Raw genomic sequence first — 25,980 nt, 5'->3', positions numbered from 1 at the left:
TCACGCACTCCCCGCCCCACCGCACCCGTACGGACCCGCCATGACTTCCCCCGACACCACCGACACCACCGAGGCCACCGGCCCCGGTACCGGACCAGACAGCGGCACCGGCACCGGCCTCAGCCCCGCACCCGCACCCGCTCCCCGCCGTCGCCGCTTCGGCCTCGCCGCCGCCACCGCCCTCGTCATGGGCAACATCATCGGCGGCGGCATCTTCGCGCTGCCCGCGGCGGTCGCCCCGTACGGCACGGTCAGCCTGCTCGCCCTGGTCGTCCTCTCCGTGGCCGCGCTCCTCCTCGCCCTCCTCTTCGGCAGGCTGGCCCGCCGCAGCCCCGTCACCGGCGGCCTGTACGTGTACCCGCGCGACGCGTTCGGCCCCTTCGCCGGCTTCCTGTCCGCCTGGTCGTACTGGACGATGTGCTGGGTCAGCATCGCCGCGCTGGCCGTCGCCGTCGTCGGCTACGTCGACGTGCTGATACCGCTGCACGGCAGTCACGCCCTCGCAGCGGTCGTCGCGCTGGCCGCGCTGTGGCTGCCGGCCGCCGCCAACTTCGCCGGCACCCGCTGGGTGGGCACGGTGCAGATCGTGTCGACCGTCCTGAAGTTCGTCCCGCTGCTGGTGGTCGCCACGGTCGGTCTGTTCTTCGTCGACACCGACAACTTCGGGCCGTTCAACGCTTCCGGGGACAGCGTTCCGGGCGCGCTCGCCGCCTCCGCCGCCCTCCTGCTCTACAGCTTCCTCGGTGTGGAGTCGGCGGCCGTCAGCGCGGGCGAGGTCGACGACCCCGAACGCACCGTCGGCCGGGCGGGCGTCCTCGGCACGCTGGGATCCGCGCTCGTCTACCTGCTGGGCACGGTCGCCGTGTTCGGCCTGGTCCCGCACGAGCGGCTCGTCGACTCCGGAGCGCCCTTCGCCGACGCCGTGAACGCGATCACGGGCGGCAGTTGGGGCGGCACCGTCATCTCCCTGGTCGCCGTCGCCTCCATCGTCGGCTGCCTCAACGGCTGGATCCTGCTGGCCGCGCAGATGCCGTACGCCGCCGCCCGCGACGGACTCTTCCCGCGGCCGTTCGCCCGCGTCGGCAAGGGCGGGGTGCCCGGCTTCGGCGTGTGGGCCGTTGCCGTCCTCGGCACGGTGCTCATCGGCCTCAACTACACGGCGGGCCCCGACGCCACGTTCCGCGTACTGGTCCTCATCACCACGTTCACCGGCTGCGTCCCGTACCTGCTGTCGGCCGCGGCCCAGCTGTACTGGCTGGCCCGCGGCACCCGCGAACGCGTCCGTCCCGCTGGTCTGGCCCGCGACCTCGTCGTGGCCGCGCTCTCCTTCGCCTTCTCCTTCTGGCTGATCGCGGGAGCGGGTTACGCCGCCGTCTACCAGGGCGTGCTGTTCCTCTTCGCGGGCATCCCGGTGTACGTGTGGCTGCGCGGCCGCCGAGAGACGCCGGAGCCGATCGCGCCGACCGAGTGACCATGCCGACCGGACTGCGAGACCGGGCCGCGGGACCGGGCTGAAAGGGCTTTCCCCCTTGTCTCGTCGGACCCGTTGACCTCCTCGTGGCGCGCCCTTACCTTTTCGGCGTTCGTCGTTCCCCCTGCCGTTCGCGGTCCCGAACGCCCGAAGACGGCTCATGGCGGTCACGACCCCCGGGCGAGCGGCAGCCGCGTGCGGCCCCTCCTCTCGCCCTCGAAGGAGAGTGCGTGACATGAGACGTGCGTACGCGGTCCTGCTCGCCCTCTGTCTGGCGCTGACCGGCGCCCTCGCCACCGCGGGTCCGGCGCGGGCCGCCCCCCAGACCGTCGCCAACGGCGTCCAGTTCAAGGACACTTCGGGCAACCCCGTGCACGCCCACGGCGGCGGGGTGCTCAAAGTCGGCACCTACTACTACTGGTTCGGTGAGAACCGCAACGCCGACAACACGTTCCGGTACGTGGACGCCTACCGGTCCACCGACCTGAAGAACTGGGAGTTCCGCAACCACGTCCTGACCGAGGCGAGCGACCCGGAGCTGGCCACCGCCAACATCGAGCGGCCGAAGGTCATGTACAACGCGTCCACCGGCAGGTTCGTCATGTGGATGCACAAGGAGAACGGCACCGACTACGGCGAGGCCCGCGCCGCCGTCGCCGTCTCCGACACCGTGGACGGCGACTACGCGTGGCAGGGCAGCTTCCGCCCGCTCGGGCAGCACATGTCCCGCGACATCACCGTCTTCGTCGACACCGACGGGGCCGGGTACATGGTCTCCGCCGCCCGCGAGAACTACGACCTCCAGATCTACCGGCTCACCGCCGACTACACCGGTGTCGCGAGTCTGGTCGCCGACCCCTGGCACGGCGGACGCCGCGAGGCCCCGGCGCTGTTCAAGCGCGGAAACGTCTACTTCATGCTGACCTCGGGCGCGACCGGCTGGAGCCCCAACCAGCAGCAGTACGCCACCGCCACCTCGCCGGCCGGGCCCTGGTCCGCGATGACGAACGTCGGCGACTCGACGGCGTTCGGCTCGCAGACGGCGTACGTCCTTCCGGTGCAGGGCAGTTCGGGCACCTCCTACCTCTACCTGGGCGACCGCTGGGGGAACTCCTTCGGCGGGACCGTCGACGACTCCCGCTCCGTGTGGCTGCCGGTGACCTTCCCGACCCCGACCTCGATGTCCCTGACCTGGTCCCCGGAGGTCACGATCGACACGGCCGCGGGCACGGTCACCGGCACGAGCGCCCCGTACGACACACTGGTCGCCCGGCACTCCGCCAGGTGCGCCGACGTCACCGGCCAGTCCCTCTGGCAGGGCGCGCAGATCAAGCAGTACGACTGCAACGGCGGCGGCAACCAGAAGTACTGGTTCAAGCCGGTCGGAGCCGGCTACCACCAGCTGGTCGTCAGGAACAGTTCCCTCTGCGTGCGGGAGAACGCGAGCACCGTCACCCAGGAGGACTGCGACGCCACGGCCACCGCCCAGCAGTGGTCGCTCACCGCGTCGGGCGGTTACGTGACCGTCAGGTCCCGCGCCAGCGGCGAGTGCCTGGACGTGAACGGCGCGTCCACCGCCAACTCCGCCGCCGTCATCACGTACACCTGCAACGGAGGCACGAACCAGCAGTGGACGCGCGGCACCTGACGTCCCCTCGGTCCGTCAGGCCAGGAGGTCGATCGCGTCGAAAGCGGTCCCCGCGCTGAGGAAGCCGGTCGTCCCCGAACCGCTCACCACGTTGATCCTCAGCACGTTGTACTGACCGGTGTCCGTCCGCCAGGCGCTCGCCGGGACGCTGTAGGTGAAGGTGTGGTTGTTGCCCCGGTAGGAACCGTTGGTCAGTGACCGCGTGTTCGGCTGGGTCGGCGGGGAGGGGACGGCCGAGGTCCAGGTGTCGTTGACGACGACCTGCGGGCGGCCGTTGGCGTAGGCCGTCGTCACGCCGATCCGCAGGGTGTGCGCGGCGGCGGCCTGGGCGGCGGTGAGCCGGAAGTACACCAGCAGTCCGCTGTTGACGTCCTTCCAGACGTAGCAGGGGAAGGCGGAGGTCTCGCTGCCGCTGCCGATCACCACGTTGCCCGTCCAGGAGGCGGCCCGCACGTCGGAGGGGTGCGCGTACGTCATCAGGTCGGCGTTCTTGAAGCTGGCGGGCGTGCCGGTCCACTCGTTGATGCGCCAGACGGCGCTCGCGTTGCCCGGGTCGTTCGTGGCCGGGATCGCGATCGTGTTGAGGGTGGTCGTCGACCCGGCGGACACGGTCACCTGTGTGCTGTACACCGCCAGTTCGCTCTTGTACACGGTCAGCGTGTACGTCCCCGGCAGCACCCCGCCGATGGAGTAGTAGCCGTCCGACGCCCGCGCCGGACCCCAGTACTGGGCGGCCGCGCCGGCCAGTCCCACCGTGTACGGGTACGCCGTGTTCCGCCCCGTGATGCCGACGCCCGCGACCCGTCCCCGGCCGCTCGCGCCGACGTACCCGGCGATGCCCAGCGAGTCCGCCCACGGCGTGGTCAGCGTGCCCGGGAACAGCGCCGACGAGGGGGCCCCGCCGTCCGTGAACGCGATGACGTACGGCCCCTGGAGGCCGAAGCGCTGCTCCTCGGTCTGGTTCTGGCCGTAGTAGAGGATCTCGTACAGGCCGCCGCCGTCCGCGCTCTGGTGGCGCAGGAGGGACCGGTAGAAGGGGCCGCCGGAGGCCTTCTCGTGGTTGCTGCGCACGATCCACAGGCCCACGCCGCCGGCGCTCCAGCCGACGTGGTCGTAGTCCATGACCCGCCGCCTCGCGTAGTGCTTGGAGCGGGTCTGGCCGTCGGACTTCGCGAACACGTCCGAGGCCTCGATGGTGCTGGTGGTGTACGTGTAGGAGTCGGGCTCGTCGTTGAGGAACAGGCCCTTCTTCACGCGCAGGATGTAACGGGTCGCCGAGACGGACGCGTCGGCCTTGTTCGTCCACAGGTAGACGTTGTTCTCGCCGCTGCGGGCCGCGTAGTAGTGCTTGAGCGTGCCGTACGCGACGGAGATCAGGATCGTCGAGCCGGACTGCTTCACCGACACGGTGGAGGCGCCGAGGCCGGACTCGATGTGCGAGTTCATGCCGCCGTAGCCCTGGTACTCCACGCCGCGGTAGACCAGCGAGGTCAGGTCGCCGTTGGTCTTGCCGACCTTGAAGACGAGGCTCGCGCCGGTGTCGACGACGTAGTTCGCGCCGTCGTCGGTCCAGCCGAAGGCCGCGGCGGACGCGGGGGCGGCGAGGGGGCCGGCGAGCGCGGCGGTGCCGGCGGCGGCCGCGGTGCCGAGGACGAAGGTGCGGCGTCGGACCGGCCGGTGGCCGTCGGATCCGGACATGGGGGTGCCTCCTTCGGGAGGTGTGGGGGTGCGGGTGACTGGTCAGCGTGGCAGTTGAATCGATTTCGCGAAAGGGCTTTCGCTCGACGGGAGTTGGCGATCCCGCGAAATGGCCCCGAGGTCTAGAAAGCGCTTGCCAGAGGCGGTACGGTCCTCCGCCAGGTCCTGTTGCCGCGACCGAGGAGCCGCAAGTGAGACGTTTCACCCCCGCCGTGCCGGCGGCGCTGGCCCTGGCCACCGCCCTGACGGCCGTACCCGCCGCCCGGGCCGACGACGGCGCGGGCCCGCCGCCCGGCATCGCCGGCTGCACCGCCACCGCCTGCCACTTCGACGTACCGCCCGGCACCTACGACGTGAAGGTCCTCCTCGGCGGCGAGGCCGCGTCGAGCACCGCCGTCGGCGGCGAGACCCGGCGTGCCCTGCTCCCCGAGACCGCCGTCGCGGCGGGCGAGCGCGTCGCGCGCAGCTTCACCGTGAACGTCCGCACACCCGAGGGCGAACCGACCGGCGCCGACGGAACCCCCGGCCTGGACCTCGTCCTCGGCGGCTCGGCCCCCGCCCTCGCCGGCATCCGCGTCACCCCCGCCCGGCACCCCCGCCAGATCTTCCTCGTCGGTGACTCCACGGTCTGCGACCAGCCGGGCGACCCGTACTCCGGCTGGGGCCAGCAACTCCCGCAGTACCTGCGCAAAGGCGTCTCCGTCGCCAACCACGCGGACTCCGGGGAGAGCACGGTCACCTATCTGGGGAACCCGCGGCTGTGGGCCGCCGTCCAGCCGCAAATCCACCGCGGCGACCTGGTGCTGCTCCAGCTCGCCCACAACGACAAGACGACCGACGAGGCGACCTACCGGGCGAACCTGGAGACGCTGGTCGCCGGCGTCCGCGCGAAGGGCGGCGAGCCGGTCCTCGTCACCCCGATCGTGCGCCGCTGGTTCAACGCCGACGGCACGCTGAACAACGGGACGGCCCTGCTGGTCAACGGCCTCGGCGTCGACCACCCCGCCGTCGTCCGCTCGGTCGCTGCGGCGCACGACGTCCCGCTGATCGACCTCACGGCGAAGACCAAGGCCCTGGTGGAGTCCCTGGGCGTGGAGGGATCCAAGGCCCTGTACCTCTACAACGAGAAGCGGGACAACACGCACACCTCGGTGCACGGCGCCACCGTCTACGCCGGCCTGGTCCGTGACGAACTCGTCGCCCTGCGTCTGGTGCCGGAGGGCCTCGTACGGGTGGGATAGATCCCTGGGGGCGCCCCGACCGGAACCGGGACGCCCCCAGGCTCCGCCCCCCCCGTGGCCCGGCGGCCGCCGCCACCGGCCCCGGCCCGCCGGCACGGAAGGAAGGGTGCCGCCGCCACCGGCCCGCCGACCGGCCGGCACCGGAGGCAGGGGGGGGCCGGTGCCGCAGGTCCCGCCCCGTCCGCCCCGCCCGGTCCCGTCCGCCCCGCCCGGTTCGGAAGGAAGCAGCCCGCGATGCGTCTCCCCCCGCCCGACCACGTCCTCAGCCCCCACACCGGTCTCACCCGCGCCCACTGGGAGGCGGCCGCCGACGCCCTGCTGGCCGCCGTCGAGCCCTACGCCACCGCGGATCGCGCCCTCTACCACCTTCCCGGCGACCGCGAGAGCTGGTCGGGGCGCCTCAGCGACGGCCTGGAGGGGTACGCCCGCACGCTGCTCCTGGCGGCCTTCCGACGCGACGAGACGGCCCTGGAGCGCTACGCCGACGGCCTCGCGGCGGGCGTCCGCGGGGCCTGGCCGCGCATCGAGGACCGCGGCCAGCCGCTGGTCGAGGCGGCGTCGATCGCCCTCGCGCTCCGGCTGACCCGGCCGCAGCTGTGGGACCGGCTGGACGACGGCGTACGGCAGCGGGCGGCGGACTGGCTGGGCGACGCCCTGACCGCCGAGCCGTGGCCGTGCAACTGGGAGCTGTTCCCGGTGACCGTCGGCGGTTTCCTGCGTACGGTCGACCGGACATCGGATGCCGCCCGCAAGGCGATCGACCGGGGCCTGGAGCGCGTCGAGCGGTGGTACGTCGGCGACGGCTGGTACACCGACGGCGCCGGCCGCGCCTTCGATCACTACAACGGCTGGGCGATGCACCTCTACCCGGTCCTGCACGCCTGGCTCGACGACGACCCCCGGCTGCTGGAGCTGTACGGCGGCCGGCTCGCACGGCATCTCACCGACTACGCGCGCCTGTTCGGCGGCGACGGCGCCCCGATGCGCCAGGGCCGCTCCCTCACCTACCGCTTCGCCACCACGGCCCCGCTGTGGCTGGGCGCCCTGACCGGCCACACCCCGCTGTCCCCCGGCGAGACCCGCCGCCTGGCCTCGGGGGCGCTGCGGTACTTCCTCCGGCGGGGGGCCGTCGACGAGCGCGGACTGCTGACCCTCGGCTGGCACGGACCCGACCCGGACGTCCTGCAGGGGTATTCGGGCCCGGCGTCCCCCTACTGGGCGAGCAAGGGATTCCTGGGTCTGCTGCTTCCGCCCGAGCACGAGGTGTGGACGGCGCGGGAGGAGCCCGCGCCGGTGGAACGGGCGGACGCGGTCACGCCCCTGTCCGCCCCCAACTGGCTGGTGCAGTCCACCCGTTCGGACGGACTGGTCCGCCTCCACAACCACGGCAGCGAGGACGTCCGCTACGACCCGTACTACACGCGGCTCGCCTACTCGACGGCGACGGCGCCCACGGCCGGCCCCTCGGCGCCGTACGACAACAGCGTGGTCGTCGGGGGCGATCCCCGCCGCACCGGGATCGAACCGCTGGGGGTCGGGGACGGCTGGGCGGCGTCGCGGCACACGGCGGGCTGCGGAGCGCGGGTGACCAGCGTGGTGCTCGCACGCGGGGCCGTGGAGGTGCGGGCGCACCTGGTGACCGGCGCGGAACCCGGGACACCGGTGCGGGTGACCGGCTGGGCGACGGCGGAGGAGGACGGCGTGCGGGCCGAACTCGTGCCCGTCGCGGGCCTGGACGACTCGCTCACCGGTGTCACCGGGGACGTCGCCTCGCTGTTCGTCGTCCTCGCCCGCCTCACCGGCGAGCCGGACCCGGTTCCGCTGGAGGACTCCGTGTCGGTGCGGACGACGGACGCGGCGGACGGGATCCTCCACGTCCGCTTCGGCGAGGGGCCCGAGGTCCGCGTGGCCGTCTCGCCGGACGCCGTACGGGTCACCGGTGCGGCGGGGACGGACGGGCCGCCGGCTTCCGGGACTTGAGGCGGCGGGCGGCCGCGAGGGTGCCGGTGCGCCCGTTGCCCCGCGGAGGCGGCTGCGCGAGAATCCCGGCATGACTTCCAAGATCCGTCACGTGACGATCGACAGCGCGGACGCCCACGGCCTGGCGAAGTTCTGGTCCGCGGTCCTCGGCGAGCCCCTCCACGAGGACGACCGTCCCGGTGACGAGGAGGCGCTCATCGAGGGCGCCGGCCTGCTCTTCGTGACGGTCCCCGAGCGGAAGACCGTCAAGAACCGCGTGCACCTCGACCTCCAGCCGCAGGACCGCACCCGCGACGAGGAGGTCGACCGCCTGCTCGCCCTCGGCGCCACCCTGGTCGCCGACCACCGCCGACCGGACGGCAGCGGGTGGGCGCTCCTCGCGGACCCGGAGGGCAACGAGTTCTGCGTGGAGCGGAGCGCGGCGGAGCGGGCCGGCTGAGACCCGCCGCCCCGCCGGCCGTCGCCGCGCGCGAAACGCCGTTCCCCGCTTCCCCGCGCGGTTCCCCGATTCCCTGGGTGACGGATCCCCTGGGTGACGGATCCTCGCCGCCGCCCGAGGAGTCCGGCGCCCGAGGAGTCCGGTCACTCTCCGGTGGGCCAGTGCGTCAGGGCCGCGTGCAGGGCTTCGACCGCCTTGTCCCACGAGCGCTGGACGTCGCGGGGCGCGCCGAAGCCGCCGCCCGCCTCCAGGACGCAGTAACCGTGGAAGGTGCTCCGCAGCAGACGTACGGCGTCGGTGAGGTCGGGTTCCTGGAGGCCGTACGCGCGGAGCATGCCGTAGGTGATCTCGGCGGTGCGGCGGAACGCCGGGGCTTCGGCGACCAGGGTCTGGTCCATGGGGATCTGGGTGGCGGCGTACCGTCCCGGATGCTCCAGCGCGTACTCCCGGTAGGCGCCCGCGAAGGCCGCGAGGGCCTCCTTGCCGGAGCGGCCCGCGACGGCCGGGGCGATCCGGTCGATCAGCTCGGCGCCCGCGTACAGCGCGAGGCGGGTCCGCAGGTCCTGGATGTTCCGGACGTGCGAGTACAGGCTCGCGTCCTTCACGCCGAAGCGGCGGGCCAGCGCGGAGAGGGTGACGTTGTCGAACCCGGCCTCGTCTGCGAGGTCGGCGGCGGCCGTGACCAGGAGGTCCGCGGTGAGGCCGGCTCGGGGCATGGGGGACGCCTTGTTCGTCGGGGGGCCTTGGTCGGTGGGTCGGGGAGGATCCTAACCTTCGTCATCCGGTCTCCCGGGCCGACGGCGGCACCGAGGTGACGCGCACGATCGTCCGCCGCTTCCTCGACGGCGTCCGGCCACGACCGTGCCGGACGCCGGAACCGCTGCCCCGGTACGGGGCACCGGCCCCGTGCCGGACGCCGATGGCGACCGCCCCGTGAGGAGCCGTGCCCCCGCGGGGCCTGTCCGCGTCGGCGGCCTCAGCCGGCCGGTGCGTACACCACCCCCAGCTTGTCCACCTCCGCTCCGGCGCGGCCCGTGAAGCCGACGATCTGCCAGCCGGACGGGGCGGTGAAGGTCCTCGCGTCGGCGGTCGGTGTGCCGGTCGCCAGGGTGCGGCCCTTGTCGGTCGTGAAGGACGCAGAGAAGACGCGCGTACGGCCGTCCTTCTGACCCTGCGTCAGTTTGGCGGACGTGAGGTGCTCACCCGTCGCCAGGGTCAGTGAGGTGGCCGTGCCGCCGGTGCCGCCGTGGGTGAGGACCGTACCGCCGTCGTGGGTCAGGGAGACGGCGTCCACGCGGGAGCCGCCGCGCAGCGTGAGGGTGCGGGGGGCCGGGACGGCCGGCAGGTCGTCCGCGTCGGTGAACGCCGTGCCGTGGGGGCCGCCGAAGAAGTCGCTCGCCCGCAGACCGGAGGCGAGGGTGTAGGAGAAGTCCACCGTGTGGGGGAAATGGTCGGAGAGGTTGCCGCCCGCGGAGTCCAGGAAGGACGCCCACGCGTTCCGGTACCGGGTGGCGTCGAGCGAGAGGAGCCTGCTGCCGCGGTAGAGGACCTTGTCCACCACCTCGCAGTCGTTCGTCGGGGCCGTCGTCGGGCAGAGCAGCGCGTCCGCGCCCCGGTCCGGCGCCGTACCGCCCTTGACGAGCTTCACCCAGGGGTCGGTGAGCCCGTTCTCGGTGACGAGGGTGCGGATGTTGTCCTCGGCGCGGGTGTAACGGGTGTTGGTGTCACCCATCACGATCACCGCGTTGCCGGACGAGTTCGCCTGGATGAAGTCCGACAGCTGCTCGATGTTGGCCCGTCGGGCGGCCATCGCGTCGTCCGTCGAGTCGGCGTTGGTGTGCACGTTGTACAGGTCCAGGAAGACGCCTTCGGCAAGTCGCACCCGGGCCAGCGAAAAACCCTTCGGCGTGAGGCAGTTGGTGCCCGTGCAGGCGTTCCACCGCACCCGCTCGAAGTCCTCGAAGGCGTGGTCGGAGAGGGTGTTGAGGCCGTCGCCGAACGGGACGCCGCCGCTCGTCGCGGTCCGGTAGGGGTGGTCGTCCCCCGCGTACAGCGCCGCGTGGTAGTTGAAGTCCTCCTGGACGTTGACGATGTCGTACGCCCCCAGCCGCGGTGAGATCAGGGGGGTGTTGGTCGCCGGACGGCCCGAACTCAGGCCCTCGGGCAGACCCGCCACGTTGTAGGTGAGCACGGTGAACGAACCGGTGGTGGCCGCCGCGGCGGCGGGCGCGGCGGCCGCGGTGGGCGTCGCGCCCGTGGCCGTGAGGCCGGTGAGGGCGAGCGTGGCGGCCGCGAGGGTGCCGAGGAGTCGTCGTCTCATGGCGTGGGTGTCTCCCGGTGTGGGGGCGGACTGCGGGGAAAGGCGAACGCTGCTCGGATTCGGTGGCAATCAGTCTGACGGGAAAGGGCAGTCGGGGGAACAGTGGAAGACGGGGCGAGCCGCCGTGTCCGGGTCGGCCACCGCTCACTCCCCGGACGAACCGGCCTCGTCGGCAAGGCTGGTGACGAACGACCACGTCCGCCCGCAGCGGCAGGACGGCGAGCCGGTGCTCGCCGCGATGCCCGCCGCGGGCGGCACCCTGGTCCCGTTCGAGGTGCCCGAACCGACGCCCTGCCGCGCGGACCACTGAGGTCAGCGCGGCTTGCGGCGGGCCCGGCGCGGCCGGTGCGGCGCGTCCAGCTCACCGACCGCCGCCCGCACGTGCGCGGGGCCCCCGGGAGCGCTGCCGCCCGCGCACCACCACACCGCTCGGCCGTCCTCCTGGCCCGCGTGCATCCCGAGGCCGTGCTCGCCGCAGACCGGCCAGACCTGCCACAGGCACTCCAGCACGGTCTCCTGCGCGGCCTCGGCGACCTCGGTGAGCGCCGTGTGGGGATCGGACGCGGAGCCGTGCCAGAGGTGGTCGCCGTGCCGGCGGCCGTCGGGCAGGGCGACGTACACGTGCTCGCGCCCCGACCCGTCCTCGGCCTCCTCCTCGTCCCAGGACGGCAGGGCCAGCAGCCGCAGGGGACCCCGGCCGGGGAGCAGAGCGTCCAGGTCCCGGTCGACGAGCGCCAGGGCCTCCTCCCACAGCGGGTACTCGCCGGGCCGGACGGAGCGGGGACTGTCGTGAGGGCCGTTCATGCAGGTCATCGTGGATCACGGCAGCCCCCCGGCGGTAGTCGTTTCCCCGGCCGGCACCCGGCCGGCCGGGGAAACGCCCGGCGCGCCGGTTCAGCCGGCCGCGGTGAAGACGAAGGAGAACTCGGCGGGACCGGCGTTCAGGAAGTACCGGGGCAGCGGGCCCGGACCGCAGGACTGGGAGCCGATGCCGTGCTGCCCGTGGTCGAGGTTGACCCACACGGTCGGGCCGGCCACCAGGTCGGTGCGGTGCCGGGCCGCGTCGAGCTGTTCGTTCGTCCAGCGACGGGCGCTGAACCAGAACTCCGGGTCGCCCTCGATGCGCAGTCCGCCGATCTCCGCCCACCGGACGTCGGCGCGGGCGCCGTTCTCCTGCGGACGGACGTACGGCGTCTGCAGACCGTCCACGGTCGACTGCCAGCGGCCGACCATCGACGCCGCCCGGGTGTCGGGATACGCCTCGCCCGGGCCGCCGCCGAACCAGGTCACCCGGTCGGCCTCCGAGAGCCCGAAGCGGATGCCCAGCCGGGGCAGCGGCAGCGTCCAGTCGCCCTCGGGCGACACGGACACCGTCAGCTTCAGCCGGCTGCCGTCGGAGGTCCAGCGGTACACCGCGGCGAGTCCGGCCTCGCGGCCGGCCGGTGCCACCCGGGTCCGTACCGTCAGCGCGTCGTCGCCCGGCTCGACACCGTCCAGCCGGTGTCGCATGCGGTGCAGGCCCAGCTCGCGCCACAGCAGGCCGTAGCGGGTGTCCGACTGCCACGCGGCGCCGTCGTCGTTGTCGGTGGTGGCCCGCCAGACGTCGAGACGCAGCCCCTCCACGGGCACACCGCCGATCGACGTCGGCGCGCCGGTGCGGGCGTCGAAGACGCCCGGTCCGAGGGTGATCAGCCGTTCACCGGCCACCGGGGCACGCTCCGGGGTGACGGACGGCAGCGGCCGGGTGGCCGCCGCGACCTGCCCCCACGCCACCTGATGGCCCTTCGCCGCCCACGCGGTGTCGGCCGCCAGCGACGCCCGCACGGTCCACCACGACTCGGCGCCCCGCGCGTCCACCGGCGGCTCCGGCAGCTTGACGTCGGCCGACTCGCCGGGCGCCAGCGGCGGCACGTCGAGTGTGCCCGTCCCGGCGCTCTCCCCGTCCACCAGGTACGACCACTCGAAGGCGAGTCCCGAAAGACCGGCGAAGTCATGGGCGTTGCGCACCCGTACGGTGCCGGCGGCGCCGTCGCCCTCGATCCGGACCGGTTCGATCACCTTCTTGAACTCGACGAGTCCGGGGGAGGGGGTGCGGTCCGGGAAGAGCAGCCCGTCGCAGACGAAGTTCCCGTCGTGCAACTCCTCGCCGAAGTCGCCGCCGTACGCGTAGCCGTGGCGGTCGTCCTCGATGCCGTGGTCGATCCACTCCCACACGAAGGCGCCCTGCAGACGCTCGTGTGCCTCGAACAGCCGCTGGTAGTCGGCGAGTCCGCCGGGGCCGTTGCCCATGGCGTGGGCGTACTCGCAGAGGACGAAGGGCAGTCGGCGCCGCCTGGCCGTGCCGCCGTCCAGACCCCGGCCTATGCGCTCCACCTCGTCGTGGGAGGCGTACATGCGGGAGTACACGTCGGTGTCACGACAGTCGAGGTCGCCCTCGTAGTGGACGAGGCGCGAGGTGTCGCGGCCGCGGATCCACTCGGCCATGGCGGTCAGCCCGCGGCCGGTGCCGGCCTCGTTGCCCAGCGACCACATCACCACCGACGGGTGGTTCTTGTCCCGCTCCACCATGCGGGCGGCGCGGTCGAGGAGCGCCGGGGTCCAGCGGTCGTCGTCGACGGGGTTGTCGCGCCAGTCCTGTTCGACGAATCCGTGGGTCTCCAGGTCGCACTCGTCGATCACCCACAGGCCGTACTCGTCGCACAGGTCGAGGAAGGCGGGGTGCGGCGGGTAGTGGGAGGTGCGGACGGCGTTGATGTTGTGCCGCTTCATCAGCAGCACGTCCTCGCGCATCGTCTCCGGGTCGAGCGCGCGGCCCCGCACGGGATGCCACTCGTGCCGGTTGACGCCCTTGAACAGCACGGCCGTGCCGTTCACCTTGATCAGGCCGTCGTCCAGGGAGACGGTGCGGAAACCGATGCGCAGCGGGATCCGCTCGCCCGCGGTCACCAGCTCGCCGTCGTACAGCCGGGGCGTCTCCGCGTTCCACGGCTCGACGGGCACCGTCACCGGCTCGCCCGTCGCGACATCGATGTCCAGGGCGGCCACGGTGACCCGCCCCGCGACGTCGCAGTCGACGCGCAGGGTGCCCTCGCCCGTCACATGGTCGTAGGAGGCGTGCACGAAGAAGTCGCGGGCGCTGCCCGCCGGGCGGTGCAGCAGCGTCACGTCACGGAAGATGCCCGGCAGCCACCACTGGTCCTGGTCCTCCAGATATGTGCCCGCCGACCACTGGTGGACCCGGACCGCCAGCACGTTGCCCGCCGCCCTCAGCAGGTGGCCGACCGCGAACTCGTGCGGCAGCCGCGAGCCCTTGAACTCGCCGAGGTCCGTGCCGTTCAGCCAGACCCGGGCACAGGACTCCACGCCGTCGAAACGCAGGACCGCGTCCCCCTCCCCGAGGGCGGGCCAGTCCTCGGGCAGGTCGAAGACCCGCAGGTGGTCACCCGTCGGATTCTCCGTCGGCACCCGCGGCGGGTCGACCGGGAAGGGGTAGAGGTGGTTGGTGTAGACGGGGGAGCCGTGCCCCTGGAGGACCCAGTGACCGGGGACGGCGACCTCGGCCCAGTCCCCGGCGTCGTAGCCCTCAGCGGTGAACGACTCGTCCTGCGCGTCGGCCGTCGCCGACAGGCGGAAGCGCCAACTGCCGTTCAAGGAAAACGACTTCGCGTCCGACGACGCGTACCAGGCGCGGGGCGGGAGGGCCCCGGAGCCCGGTGACACGTCCTCGACGTAGCGGACGGACGACGGGGAGCTCCCCGCCCGGGCGACGCCGGGAACGGGGGAGGCGTGCAAAGACATCGGTCTCCTTGCTCAGCCCTTGATGCCGGTCTGGGCGATCCCCTGCACCAGCCAGCGCTGGAGGAAGAGGAACACCAGCAACAGGGGCAGGATGGACATGGCCGTGGCCATGAAGATCAGGTGGTAGTTGACGGTCTGGTTGGTCATGTACGACGACAGCGCGACCTGCACCGTCCAGGCGCTCGGGTCCTGCCCGACGACCAGCGGCCACAGGAAGGAGTTCCAGCCGTTGATGAAGGTGATGGTCGCCATCGCGGCGAAGAAGTTGAGGGAGTTGGGGACGACGACGCGCCAGTACGCGCCCCAGTGGCCGAGTCCGTCCACCCGCGCCGCCTCCTCCAGCTCCTTGGGGAACCCCAGGAAGTACTGCCGGAACAGGAAGCAGGTGAAACCACTGAAGAGGCCCGGAACGATCAGACCGCGGTAGGAGTCGATCCAGCCGAGGGACGACACCAGGACGAACCCGGGCACGAACGTGACGGCGGTGGGGACCATCAGCGTGAACAGGACGCCGTAGAACACCTTGTCGGCGTGCCGGTAGGGGATCCGGGCCAGACCGTAGCCGGCCAGGGAACACACCAGCAGCGTGCCGACGGTGTGCAGGACACCGACGACCAGCGAGTTCCACAGGGCCCGGCCGAAGTCGACCGTCGGGTCGTCGAACGGCTCGGTGACGTTGCCCCACCGGATGTCGGCGGGGAAGAACGTCCACTCCTCGCCGGTGATCTCCGGGTCGGTGGCCAGCGCGTTGCGGACGAGGACGTAGAACGGGATCAGGAAGAGGACGGCGGCGAGGCCGACGGCGGCGTACAGTCCGGCGGAGCCCATCACCCCGCGGGCGCGCCGGCCGGGGCGCGCCGGCCTCGCGGCCGGGTCGGTCCTGGTCGCGCCGGCGGCGGTCACGGTCACCTCGGCGGCGGTCACTCGGTCACCTCGGCTGTGGTGGCGGTCACTTGGACTCCTCACCCCTTCCGAAACCCATGATCTTCCCCTGGAAGAGGGTGACGAGGACGATCAGCAGGGTGAGGATCACCGCGCCCGCGCTGCCCGCCCCGTAGTCCTGGCTCTCGCCCAGCGCGGTGTAGTACAGCTCGACCAGCGGCGGCCGGCCCCAGGTGGTCTTCGACAGCAGGTTGAAGAACTCGTCGAAGGCCTGGTAGGCGGCGATCAGCAACAGCAGGATCACCGCGGTCGAGGTGGCCCGCAGCTGCGGCAGCGTGATGTGCCGGAAGGTCTGCCAGCCCGGCCTGGCGCCGTCCAGGGCGGCCGCCTCGTACAGCTCGCCCGGGATGTTCTGCAACGCGGCCAGGAAGAGGATCATGTAGAACCCGGATTGCAGCCACAGCCGCGCGGTGACGAGGACCAGCCAGTACCAGGGTGGGTCGGGGTCGGCGAGCCAGGCGACGTTCTCGGCTCCGAACCAGCCGATCACCGTGTTCGCCAGGCCGAACCGGACGCCGTTGAAGAGGGACATCTTCCAGATCAGCGAGGCGGCGACGTAACTGCACGCCGTCGGCAGGAAGAAGACCGACCGGAAGAACGCCCGCAGGAACCGCAACCGGTTCACCAGCAGGGCGAGCCCCAGCGACAGCGCCCAGGTGGTCGGCACGATGATCGCGGCGAAGACGGTGAAGGTGACGAGGGCACCGGTGAAGTTCCCATTCTCCAGCATGTACCGGTAGTTGTCGAACCCGACGAACGTACTGGGCGTGACGGTGAACCGGGCCTCGAAGAAGCTGAGCCAGACGCTCCAGACGATCGGGACGTAGACGAAGATCAGCAGGCCGATCAGGAACGGTCCGGTGAACAGCCAGAAGTTGAGGGTGGCGCTGCCGCTCGGCCCGCGCCGCGGCCGGGACTTCGCGGGACCGGCCCCGGCGGGCCGCGCGAGGTCGCGCGTGGTGGTCGTCGACATGGCGTGGTCCGTCCCGCCGCCTATCCGAAGAGCTTGTCGAGTTCGGCGCCGACGACCTTGTCGCACGTGTCGAGCGAGGCCTCCGGGTCACCGTCCTTGCGCACGCAGTCGGCGAACACGTCCTCGGTCGCCTTGATCATGGCCTGTGTCCAGCCGATGTTGTCGAAGTGCCCGTACTCACCGAACAGCTTGACGCCCTCGGCCGGCAGGCCGGACTTGAGCTTGTCGGCGGACCGGGCGATCGAGGTGCGCGGCGGGATGTGGAAGCCGTAGGAGAGGGCCCAGTCCTCCTGGTACTCCTTCTGGTCGATCCACAGCCACTTCACGTACTCCTTGGCCTCCTCGGCCCGGTCGCTCCTGGCGTTCACGAACATCGACCAACCGCCGTTGTAGACGGCGGGCTTGCCGGCGTCGCCGACCTTGGGGAAGGGGAAGACGCCGAGGTCGTCGCCGAGGGCCTGCTGCATCGCCGGCATGGCCCACATGCCGCAGAACTGGATGGCGGTCAGGCCCTGGTTGAGGGCGGAGGGGTCCCAGTAGTCGGCCGGTGCGTCCAGGAGCAGGTCGCCGCTGGTGAACAGCTTGCGCATCTTCTTCAGGCCCTCGACCACGCCGTCCGTGTGGTAGGCGGGCCGGTTGCCGGCGTCGAGGGTGTCGGCACCGGCCGCCCAGATCATCGGGCGGATGACGGCCTGCAGCGTGTTCCCGAGGTAGACGCCCTTGACCTTGTCGGTGGTGAGTGCGGCGGCGGCCTCGATCAGTTCGTCGAGGGTCTGCGGCACGCCCACGCCGGCCTTCTCCAGCAGCGACCTGCGGTAGAAGAAGAACTGCGGGTCGTCGATCATCCGGACGCCGTAGACCTTCCCGTCGACCGTGTGCGACTGGATGTCGGCCTGGTTGAAGTCGTCCTCGACCGGCTCGACGATGTCGGTGAGATCCGCCACCTGCCCGCTCCTGACCAGCTGGATCTGCGGGTGGAACTCGAACAGGTCGGGCGCGCTGTCGGTGAGCAGGCTCGCGAACAGCTTGCTCTCGAAGTTCGACCCGGTGATCCACTGGGTGGAGACCTTCGCCCCGTCGTACGCGGCCGCGTACTTCTTGACGGCCTGTTCGGTCCCCGCCTCCCCGTAGGCGTGGAAGTACTGCACGAGGCTGTCCGCCGAACTCCCGCCGCCAAGACCGTTGTTGCTGCCGCAGGCGGCCAGCGTGCCGGCGGCGGCCATACCTGCCGCGGCCCGGAAAAGGGACCGGCGGGACCAGTTGCGGTTGCTCATTGCCGACATGTGACGTCCTTGTCTCGAGTACGGCTGCGGCTCGTGCGGCATCAGCGTCAGAGGGCTCGAAAAGGCGTTGCGGTGCGGGACGTTAACCTTCGGCTAATGCTTCGGCAAGGGGTTGGACGAAGCCCGTTCGAAGCGTTGTGCGGCGTTCGGGATGTCGGACGCGAGGAGAGGGGCAACGGACCGCCCCCGGCGCCGGCCCTGCTCCCGGCGCCGGCCCTGCCTTCGGCGCCCGCCCCGCCTCCCGTGCCCGTCAGGCCGACGGTGCCGCGGGGGAAGCCGCGCGTTGCGCGCCCCGTTGCCCCACCGCCTGCAGCGCCCCCTCGAGCGCGAACGTCGCCGCGCCCAGGCAGACCGGGTCGGTGGGGATCGGCGAGAGGACGATCCTGGTCGAGTCCAGCGGACGCCGCAGCGCATGCCGGGCGACCGCCTCGCGGACCTCGTCGAGGAGGGGCTCGCCCAGCCGGGCGGCGACCCAGCTGCTCAGCACGACGACCTCCGGATTGAGGAGGTTCACCAGGTCCGCGATGCCGGCGGCCAGATAACGGGCGGTGTCCCGGACCACCTTGACGGCGACCGGATCGCCCGCGGCGACCCCGCGGGCCAGCGCGTCGACGGTGGCGGTCTGGTCCTCCGGGTGCAGCAGCGGGCTGCGCGGGCTGTGTTCGCGCAGGTTCTGCATGATCCCGGGCGCGCCGACGTACGTCTCCACGCAACCGTGGTTGCCGCAGTGGCACAGCCGGCCGTCGAGCACGAGCGTGGTGTGCCCCCACTCACCGGCGCTGTTGCTGACCCCCCGGTGCAGTGCGCCGCCCAGCACGAGTCCCGCGCCGACCCCGGTGCCGAGGTTGACGACGACGGCGTCCCCGTGACCGCGCGCGGCGCCGAACCACAGTTCGGCCACCGCGCAGGCGCGCAGCGGGTTGTCCAGGTGCAGGGGGTACGCGATGTGCGCGCGCAGCAGGTCGCGCAACGGCACGTCGTGCCAGTCCCAGTTGGGCGCGTACTCGGCGATCCCGGTGTCCCGGTCCACCTGCCCGGGCACGCTCACGCCGACCCCGAGCACCCGGGCCGTCTCGACGCCCGCCTGCGCGACGACCTGGCCCACGGCCGCGGCGACATGGGCGACGACCTGCTCCGGGCGGCTCTCACCGGGGCGGATGTCCTCCTCGGCGCGGGCCAGCACGTTCAGCGCGAGGTCGAACAGCTCGACATGGACGTACGTCTCCGCGATGTCCACGCCGATCAGCGCGCCCCCGGAGGCGTTGACGGCCACCAGGCCACGGGGCCGGCCGCCCGCCGAGTCCTCGAAGCCGACCTCCGTGATCATGCGCAGGTCGAGCAGTTCAGCGACCAGGGTGGCGACGGTGGCCAGGCTGAGGCCGGTGGCCGCGGCCAGCTCCTGCCGGGAGGTCGGGGACCGGGCGATGATCTGGCGCAGCACCTCGTAGCGGTTCGCGGTGCGGATGTCACGCGAGGTGCGCTTCACCGGAGAGCCCCCTGTCTTCCGTGCCGGCACCCGGGATCCGAGGTGCCGGCCTGCCGGTGTGCCGACTTGCCGACGCGTCGGTGCCGGGGCCGGGGCGGCACCGGCGCGGCGTCAGGCTATGGCGTGCGACACGGTTCGACAAGGGGTTAGGAAAGGGGCTTGACGAAGTCGGCGAAGTCGCGGCCGGGGGCGTGGCTCACGGGCCGAGGACGTCCCGCACGAAGGCGTTGGTGAACGTCCCGGCCGGATCCAGTTCCCGGACCAGCACCCGGAAGTCGTCGATCCGCGGATACCGTCCGCGCACCGCGGCGGCGGGCAGTTCGTACACCTTGCCCCAGTGCGGCCGGGGCCCGAACGGCTCCAGCACGGCCTCCAGCTCGCGCACCACCGGCAGCACGGCGGCCGTGTCGTCGACCCAGGTGAAGTGCACGGCGACGGAGTCCCGCCCGTGGGCCGGGCTCAGCCACTGCTCGTCGGCGGCGACGGTACGCACCTCGCAGGTCTGCAGCACGGAGGCGACCGTCTCCCGGATGCCGTCGATCGCGTGCAGGACGTCGGCGGCGTGCTCGCGCGGCAGCAGGTACTCGCTCTGCAACTCGTTCCCGCTGCTCGGCGTGAATTCCGCGCGGAAGTGCGGCAACCGCTCGTGCCACGGCCCCGGCACCCCGAACTGCTCGGTGCAGTTGACCGCGGGCATCCCCGGCACCGGATGCAGCGCCTCGGTGGCCGGCGCCGCCCACGGGAAGTCGGCCAGGGGCCGGTCGGTGCGCCGCTTGAGCCACACCTGCCGGAACCCGGGCGCCCGCCAGTCGGTGAACAGGCTCACGCTGTACGCCGCCGCCGCGACGGTCTCGAAGTCCAGCCCGTCCAGGGGGAGTTCGGTGAACAGGTGCTGCTCGACCTCGAAGGCCGGCTCCAGGTCCAGGGTGAGCGCGGTGACGACACCGAGGGCGCCCAGCGAGGTCACGGCCCCGCCGAACCGCTCGTCCCCCCGCTCGATCACGACCGTCGAACCGTCCGCCGTGACGATCTCCACCTCCCGCACCGGCGCCGCGAGCGGACCGTTGCCCACTCCCGAACCGTGGGTGCCGGTCGCCACCGAGCCGGCCACCGAGATGTGCGGCAGCGAGGCCATGTTCGGCAGCGCCAGCCCGTGCGCGTGCACCCGCCGGGCCAGCTCGGCGTACCGCACCCCGCCGCCGACCCGCACCGTCCGAGCCGACGGGTCCACCTCGACCTCGGCGGGCAGCGCGCCCAGCGACAGCAGCACCCCGTCCGCGCCCGGCTCGGCGATCGCGTTGAAGGAGTGCCCGCTGCCCAGCACCCGCACCCGCTGGCTCGCCGCGACGAGCGAGCGCAGCGCGTCGAGCGAGGCGGGGCGGTGCAGCTCCCCGGCGGCGTACGTGATGTTGCCCGCCCAGTTGGTCACGGTCTCGGCCATGCGGATCGCCCTCCCGAGGAGATCGAGAACCAGGAATTCCCAGGTGGAACCTACCCTGCCCGCGACACGGGGCCCCCGCCCCCACCCCCGCGCGAGCGGGGGCATACCGTGAGGAGTCGTACGCCTGAGCCGGGAGGAGAGACGATGGGCAGCCGTACCGCGCTGGTCGAGGATCTGATGGAGCGGTTTCCGCACGTGCCGCGGGAGGCCGTCCTCAAGGAGGACCTGCTGCGCGGAGGCGTGGCCTTCGACCCCTCCGCGCTCAGCGACAACGAGGGCGGCGAGGTCAAGCCGAAGTCGTACTTCATCTTCTCCTTCGACCACGGCACCCTCCCCGAGCTGGGCGAGGCCGCGCTGCGCCGCCCGCCGGAGGAGATCATCCTCACCGGGGGGCCCTACGACCTGCGGCGCACCGTCGTCTCGGTCCGGGTGAACCCCGCCTCGCCCTACCGGGTGGCGGCCGACGAGGACGGGATGCTCGGTCTCTACCTCGACGGGAAGCGGATCTCGGACGTCGGCGTCCCGCCCATGCCCGAGTACTACCGGCACAAGCTCTCCAACGGGAAGTCCGTCATGGAGGTCGCCCCCACCATCCAGTGGGGCTACCTGATCTACCTGACCGTCTTCCGGGTCTGCCAGTACTTCGGCGCCAAGGAGGAGTGCCAGTACTGCGACATCAACCACAACTGGCGCCAGCACAAGGCCGCCGGCCGGCCGTACACCGGGGTCAAGGACGTCGAGGAGGTCCTCGAGGCCCTGGAGATCATCGACCGCTACGACACCGCGAAGGCCTCCACCGCCTACACGCTCACCGGCGGCGCGATCACCAGGACCGTCTCCGGGCGCGACGAGGCCGACTTCTACGGCCACTACGCCAAGGCCATCGAGGAGCGCTTCCCGGGCCGCTGGATCGGCAAGGTCGTCGCCCAGGCCCTCCCGCGCGACGACGTGCAGCGCTTCAAGGACCACGGCGTGCAGATCTACCACCCCAACTACGAGGTGTGGGACGAGTACCTGTTCAAGATGTACTGCCCGGGCAAGGAGCGCTACGTCGGCCGCGACGAGTGGCACAAGCGCATCCTGGACTCCGCCGAGATCTTCGGCGCGCGCAACGTCATCCCCAACTTCGTGGCGGGCGTGGAGATGGCCGAGCCCTTCGGCTTCAAGACGGTCGACGAGGCGATCGCCTCCACCACCGAGGGCCTGCGCTTCTTCATGTCGCACGGCATCACCCCGCGGTTCACCACCTGGTGCCCGGAGCCGACCACCCCGCTCGGCAAGGCCAACCCGCAGGGCGCGCCGCTGGAGTACCACATCCGCCTGCTCCAGGCGTACCGGGCCACGATGGACGAGTTCGGCCTGGCCTCGCCCCCCGGCTACGGGCTGCCCGGCCCCGGACGTGCCGTCTTCTCCGTCAGCTCCTTCATGGACAGCCTGCCGGCGAACGAGCCCTCGGCCACGGAGGACGAACCCTCGGCGCTCTGAGCGCGCCCGGGCCCGGCCCCCGGGCCCGGCCACGACCGGGCCGTCACCACGCGGCCGGGCATTCCCGGCTCCGGCCGCTCCCGGCTCCGGCCACGGCCGGAGCCGGTACCGTGGCCGTCGCGGAAGAAGGAGCGCCACCGCGTCGAGCCGCAGGGCGGACCGCGTCCGCGCCGGAGGCCCCAGGGCCCCGTCCGGGGGCGCGGGCGGTCCTGTACTGACATCTGAACAGCGCGCTTGTCAGTTGTGCGCAACTCGTGAAAAGCTCTGGCACTGCCGCGAGGTTCCCCCCAACTCCATTGCCGACATGTCGAGTTGACCTCGCTTGTGGATGCAGGAGACTCATGCCCGACCTGCCGACCCCCAAGGACGCCGCCGAGGCAGCCCTCTTCTCGGAGTGCTGGGACGCCGTCCTGTCGTACGCCGACCTGTGCACCTCCGGGTCGACCGCGGCCAACGGCCTGGCCCGCGAGGCGTTCGCGCTCGGCATACGCGAGGCCCGCGCGGCCGAGGACGGCACCCGGCACACGGCCGGCCGCCGCGCGTCCCGGCTGCCCCGGATCCCCCTGCTGCTGACCGCCGTACGCACCACGGCGGCCGCCTGGGAGGCTCAGGGACAGGGCCACCGACTCGATCCCGACCTGCGGCTGTGGCTGAACTCCGACAAGGCCGCCCGGTACACCGGACCGCCCCTGCGCCGGCCCGTCGCACTGCGCGGGCTGCGCGACATGCAGGAGCCGGACGCCTCGCTGCTGTGGCTGGCGGAGGTGGAGGCGCTGCCGCTGCGCGCCGTCGCCCGCAGGCAGGGGCTGGACCCGGCCGCCGCGATGGAGGAGCTGAACCAGGTCCGCGGCCTGTTCCGGGACCGCTGCCACCGCAACCATCTCGACACGCCGATGGACGCCGAGTGCCGCAGCTACGTCCGCCTCCTCGACGCCGTGACCCGCTCGCCCGTCGCCGAGACGCCGGAGGACCTCTCCCGGCACCTCGCCACCTGCGTGGAGTGCGCGGAGGCCGCGGCCTGTCTGCGGCTGCACGGCGGCGGGCTGCCGGCGGCGCTGGCCCAGGGCGTGATCGGCTGGGGCGGACTCGCCTACCTGGAGCGTCGCCGCCGCGCCGCCGAGGTGCGGATGAGCGCCGGCGGCCCGCCCGCGCCCGACCCGGACGCCGAGTGGGGCGACCCGGCCGCCGACAAGGCCCGCACCCTGCGCAACGGCCTGCTCGTCGCCGCCGTCCTCGTCTCCGGGCTGGCCCTCGCCGCCTCGCTGATGCCGTTCGGCGAGAGCGACGACTCCGCCCGGGGCGGCCTCCCCGCCGACAGCACGCCGGTGGCCGGCCCCGGCAACCCGTCCGGGCCGTCCCTCGTGCCCGACACCTCCCCCTCGTCGACCGGTACGCACACCGCTGCCGACGCCGCCTCCGCTGCGCCGAAGCCGTCCGTGGGCGGTACGCCGTCGACGACGGGCCGGACCGATCCGGAACCCCAGGGCACCTCGTCGCCCACCGCGCGCACGGCGGCCTGCGAGGTGACGTACGACCTGGTCAACCAGTGGTTCGACGGCTTCCAGGCCACCGTCACGGTGACCACCGCCGAGCCGCTCGACTCCTGGCGGGTCGCCTGGTCCTTCCGGGACGGTCAGCGGGTCGACCAGATGTGGGACGCGAGCGTCGCCCAGGACGGCCCGCGGGTCACCGCCACCGCCGCCGACTACAACAAGGCCGTCCCGGCGGACGGCACCCTCTCCTTCGGCTTCCTCGCCTCCTGGCAGAACAAGAACACCGCGCCGTACGGCTTCAGCCTCAACGGCGCCGCCTGCACCCTGTCCTGACCGGCCGCCCGGTGACACCTCCGCGTCATACCGGCGTCAGTCCCGGGTTCCCCGCCTCCGTGACGAAGGACGCCGCCGTGGAGACGGGGGAGCCCGGCGTCGTCACGGCCGCCAGCGTGCGGAAGTCGGTGCGGGCCGCTTCCGGGGTCAGCCGCACCCGGACGTAGCCGCGCCGGCCGTCGTAGAAGCGCAGGTGCGGGTTGGCCGTGAGGTACGTCTGCCAGTCGGCGGGCCGCTCGGTGCCGTCCTTGCCGCTGGCGACGGACGTGGTGACGATCTCGGTCCCGACCGTCTCGGACGCCGGGTCGTCGAAGTCGGCCTTGATGTCGAAGGCGTAGCCCACGTGGACGTCGCCGGTCAGCACGACCAGGTTGTCCACCCCGGCCGCCCGCGCCCCGGCCAGGACGCGGTCACGGGAGGCGCGGTAGCCGTCCCAGGCGTCCATCGACATCTTCGCCTGCGCGTCGGCGGACAGTCTGCGCTGGGAGAAGCAGACCTGCTGCGGCATCACGTTCCACACGGCGTCGGACGCCCGCCAGCCGTCCAGCAGCCACTTCTCCTGGGCCGCGCCGGTCATCGTGCGCGCCGGATCGTCGGACTCGGGGCCGGGCACGTGCGGGACGTCGCCGTAGGCCTGGTCGGAGCGGTACTGGCGGGTGTCGAGGACGTCGAACTGCGCGAGCGAGCCCCAGCGCAGACGCCGGTACAGCGGCATGTCGGGGCCGACCGGAGCCCGGCCCGCCCGCAGCGGCTGATGCTCCCAGTAGGCCCGGTAGGCGGCGGCCCGCCGCAGCAGGAACCCGGCCGGCGGGCCGTCGTGCTCGTCGACGGCGCCGGCGTAGTTGTTCTCGGTCTCGTGGTCGTCCCAGGCGACGACGAAGGGATGGGCGGCGTGGGCGGCGCGCAGGTCGGGATCGCTCTTGTACAGGGCGTACCGCAGCCGGTAGTCCTCCAGGGTGACGGTCTCCCGGTCGAACACCGCGGGCAGCACCCGGTCCGGGTAGGCGCGCGCGCCGCCGGCGGAGTCCACCGGGTACTCGTACAGGTAGTCCCCGAGGTGGAAGACCACGTCGACGTCCTCCTGCGCGAGATGCCGGTGCGCCGTGAAGTACCCGTCGTGGTACGCCTGGCAGGACACGGCCGCGAAGGAGAGCGCACCGGGGGCGGCGCCGAGGGCCGGCGCGGTGCGGGTGCGGCCGGTCTCGCTGGTCCAGGCGCCCGTCCGGAACCGGTAGTAGTACGGCCGTCCCGCGTCCAGGCCGGTGACGTCGACGTGCAGGGTGTGGTGGTACTCGGGCAGCGCGAGGGCGGTACCGCTGCGCACCACCAGGCCGAAGTGCTCGTCCTGCGCCACCTCCCACTCCACGGCGACGCTCTGCCCGGCCAGCCCCCCGCCCGGCTCGTACGGCTCCGGAGCGATCCGGGTCCACAGGACCACGGAGTCGGGCAGCGGGTCGCCGGAGGCGACGCCCAGGGTGAAGGGGTCCTCGGAGATCCTCGCCGGGTCGAGCCGGCGGGCGGCGGCCGCACCCCTGGCGGGGGTGTGGGTGGCGAAGGCGAGGGCCGCGGCGGCGGCGGTGAGCGTCAGGAACCGGCGGCGGCCCAAGTGCCGTGCGGCGGCGTGCAGTTCGGGACCGTGAAGGGCCGCGGACCGCTGGAGGGCGGCGGCGCCGGGGAGCGGGGTTCGGTGACGGCCGGTCGGACGCATGGGGCTCGGCTCCCGTGAGGATCAGGGGGCGTCTGCGGCCTCGGCGGCCGGAGCCCGCGGCGCGGGCCCCTAGATGCTAAGCGGACAATCCTCGTCATTCGGGCAGGCGTGACGTCCCTTCGGGGTGTCGGTCCCCTTCGGGCCTCTCGTTTGGATCAGGCCGGGCTCGCGAGCCCTGGTGCCGCACCTCGCCGCGTTGTCGTCGGTCGCCAGGGCTCCGCCCTGACTCCCTCCTCCGCCT

At 72.5% G+C, this 25,980-nt stretch carries 19 protein-coding genes; 8 read left to right on the top strand and 11 right to left on the bottom strand.

What is annotated here, in order from left to right; genetic code table 11:
- Positions 1–40 precede the first annotated feature (40 nt).
- On the top strand, positions 41–1,471 hold the full coding sequence (locus ACH4N1_RS09855) for an APC family permease (RefSeq protein ID WP_398095891.1): 1,431 nt from the start codon (positions 41–43) through the stop codon (positions 1,469–1,471).
- A gap of 235 nt (positions 1,472–1,706) precedes the next feature.
- Positions 1,707–3,119, top strand: a complete 1,413-nt coding sequence (locus ACH4N1_RS09850) for an RICIN domain-containing protein (RefSeq protein ID WP_398095890.1) — start codon at positions 1,707–1,709, stop codon at positions 3,117–3,119.
- A gap of 15 nt (positions 3,120–3,134) precedes the next feature.
- Here ACH4N1_RS09850 and ACH4N1_RS09845 read toward each other — a convergent pair whose 3' ends face one another.
- Positions 3,135–4,817, bottom strand: a complete 1,683-nt coding sequence (locus tag ACH4N1_RS09845) for a rhamnogalacturonan lyase B N-terminal domain-containing protein (RefSeq protein WP_398095888.1) — start codon at positions 4,815–4,817, stop codon at positions 3,135–3,137.
- A 191-nt stretch (positions 4,818–5,008) separates the two neighbouring features.
- On the opposite strand from ACH4N1_RS09845, the gene ACH4N1_RS09840 reads away from it, so the two are divergent.
- From ACH4N1_RS09840 to ACH4N1_RS09830, 3 genes are all read left to right on the top strand, one after another.
- Positions 5,009–6,058 carry a rhamnogalacturonan acetylesterase gene (locus ACH4N1_RS09840; RefSeq protein WP_398095886.1) on the top strand — a complete coding sequence of 350 codons (1,050 nt, stop codon included), beginning with the start codon at positions 5,009–5,011 and terminating at the stop codon, positions 6,056–6,058.
- A gap of 234 nt (positions 6,059–6,292) precedes the next feature.
- Positions 6,293–8,038, top strand: coding sequence for a DUF2264 domain-containing protein (locus ACH4N1_RS09835; protein WP_398095885.1), 1,746 nt, complete (start codon positions 6,293–6,295; stop codon positions 8,036–8,038).
- 70 nt (positions 8,039–8,108) lie between these two features.
- Positions 8,109–8,477 (top strand): VOC family protein, encoded by a 369-nt coding sequence (locus tag ACH4N1_RS09830; protein WP_398095883.1) that lies wholly within the window; start codon positions 8,109–8,111, stop codon positions 8,475–8,477.
- 143 nt (positions 8,478–8,620) lie between these two features.
- Here the strand turns inward: ACH4N1_RS09830 and ACH4N1_RS09825 are convergent, their stop codons facing one another.
- Both ACH4N1_RS09825 and ACH4N1_RS09820 read right to left on the bottom strand, forming a co-directional pair.
- Positions 8,621–9,193 carry a TetR/AcrR family transcriptional regulator gene (locus ACH4N1_RS09825; RefSeq protein WP_398095881.1) on the bottom strand — a complete coding sequence of 191 codons (573 nt, stop codon included), beginning with the start codon at positions 9,191–9,193 and terminating at the stop codon, positions 8,621–8,623.
- Between the two features lie 260 nt (positions 9,194–9,453).
- Complete coding sequence (locus ACH4N1_RS09820; RefSeq protein WP_398095879.1) at positions 9,454–10,797, bottom strand: jacalin-like lectin; 1,344 nt, start codon at positions 10,795–10,797, stop codon at positions 9,454–9,456.
- A gap of 181 nt (positions 10,798–10,978) precedes the next feature.
- Between ACH4N1_RS09820 and ACH4N1_RS09815 the strand changes: the two genes are divergently transcribed.
- Positions 10,979–11,107 carry a hypothetical protein gene (locus tag ACH4N1_RS09815; RefSeq protein ID WP_398095877.1) on the top strand — a complete coding sequence of 43 codons (129 nt, stop codon included), beginning with the start codon at positions 10,979–10,981 and terminating at the stop codon, positions 11,105–11,107.
- 2 nt (positions 11,108–11,109) lie between these two features.
- Here the strand turns inward: ACH4N1_RS09815 and ACH4N1_RS09810 are convergent, their stop codons facing one another.
- The 7 genes from ACH4N1_RS09810 to ACH4N1_RS09780 form a co-directional block, all read right to left on the bottom strand.
- Positions 11,110–11,601 (bottom strand): hypothetical protein, encoded by a 492-nt coding sequence (locus ACH4N1_RS09810; RefSeq protein ID WP_398095875.1) that lies wholly within the window; start codon positions 11,599–11,601, stop codon positions 11,110–11,112.
- A 90-nt stretch (positions 11,602–11,691) separates the two neighbouring features.
- Complete coding sequence (locus tag ACH4N1_RS09805) at positions 11,692–14,595, bottom strand: glycoside hydrolase family 2 TIM barrel-domain containing protein (RefSeq protein WP_398095873.1); 2,904 nt, start codon at positions 14,593–14,595, stop codon at positions 11,692–11,694.
- Positions 14,596–14,607: 12 nt separating this feature from the next.
- Positions 14,608–15,423 carry a carbohydrate ABC transporter permease gene (locus ACH4N1_RS09800; RefSeq protein WP_398095992.1) on the bottom strand — a complete coding sequence of 272 codons (816 nt, stop codon included), beginning with the start codon at positions 15,421–15,423 and terminating at the stop codon, positions 14,608–14,610.
- Between the two features lie 121 nt (positions 15,424–15,544).
- A complete protein-coding gene (locus ACH4N1_RS09795; RefSeq protein WP_398095871.1) occupies positions 15,545–16,510 on the bottom strand; it encodes a carbohydrate ABC transporter permease in 966 nt (321 codons plus the stop codon).
- A gap of 20 nt (positions 16,511–16,530) precedes the next feature.
- Complete coding sequence (locus ACH4N1_RS09790; protein ID WP_398095869.1) at positions 16,531–17,793, bottom strand: ABC transporter substrate-binding protein; 1,263 nt, start codon at positions 17,791–17,793, stop codon at positions 16,531–16,533.
- A gap of 250 nt (positions 17,794–18,043) precedes the next feature.
- Positions 18,044–19,279 carry an ROK family protein gene (locus tag ACH4N1_RS09785; RefSeq protein ID WP_398095867.1) on the bottom strand — a complete coding sequence of 412 codons (1,236 nt, stop codon included), beginning with the start codon at positions 19,277–19,279 and terminating at the stop codon, positions 18,044–18,046.
- A gap of 196 nt (positions 19,280–19,475) precedes the next feature.
- Positions 19,476–20,720, bottom strand: coding sequence for an FAD-binding protein (locus ACH4N1_RS09780; protein ID WP_398095865.1), 1,245 nt, complete (start codon positions 20,718–20,720; stop codon positions 19,476–19,478).
- A 144-nt stretch (positions 20,721–20,864) separates the two neighbouring features.
- Between ACH4N1_RS09780 and ACH4N1_RS09775 the strand changes: the two genes are divergently transcribed.
- Together ACH4N1_RS09775 and ACH4N1_RS09770 are read left to right on the top strand one after the other, a co-directional pair.
- Positions 20,865–22,205 (top strand): radical SAM protein, encoded by a 1,341-nt coding sequence (locus ACH4N1_RS09775; protein ID WP_398095863.1) that lies wholly within the window; start codon positions 20,865–20,867, stop codon positions 22,203–22,205.
- 341 nt (positions 22,206–22,546) lie between these two features.
- Positions 22,547–24,031, top strand: coding sequence for a cellulose binding domain-containing protein (locus tag ACH4N1_RS09770; RefSeq protein WP_398095862.1), 1,485 nt, complete (start codon positions 22,547–22,549; stop codon positions 24,029–24,031).
- A gap of 25 nt (positions 24,032–24,056) precedes the next feature.
- Here the strand turns inward: ACH4N1_RS09770 and ACH4N1_RS09765 are convergent, their stop codons facing one another.
- A complete protein-coding gene (locus ACH4N1_RS09765; RefSeq protein ID WP_398095861.1) occupies positions 24,057–25,739 on the bottom strand; it encodes an alkaline phosphatase D family protein in 1,683 nt (560 codons plus the stop codon).
- Between the last annotated feature and the right edge of the window lie 241 nt (positions 25,740–25,980).

This window comes from Streptomyces sp. NPDC017202 (assembly GCF_044331705.1).
GTDB lineage: Bacteria > Actinomycetota > Actinomycetes > Streptomycetales > Streptomycetaceae > Streptomyces.
This window is presented reverse-complemented; position numbering and strand designations above follow the sequence as displayed.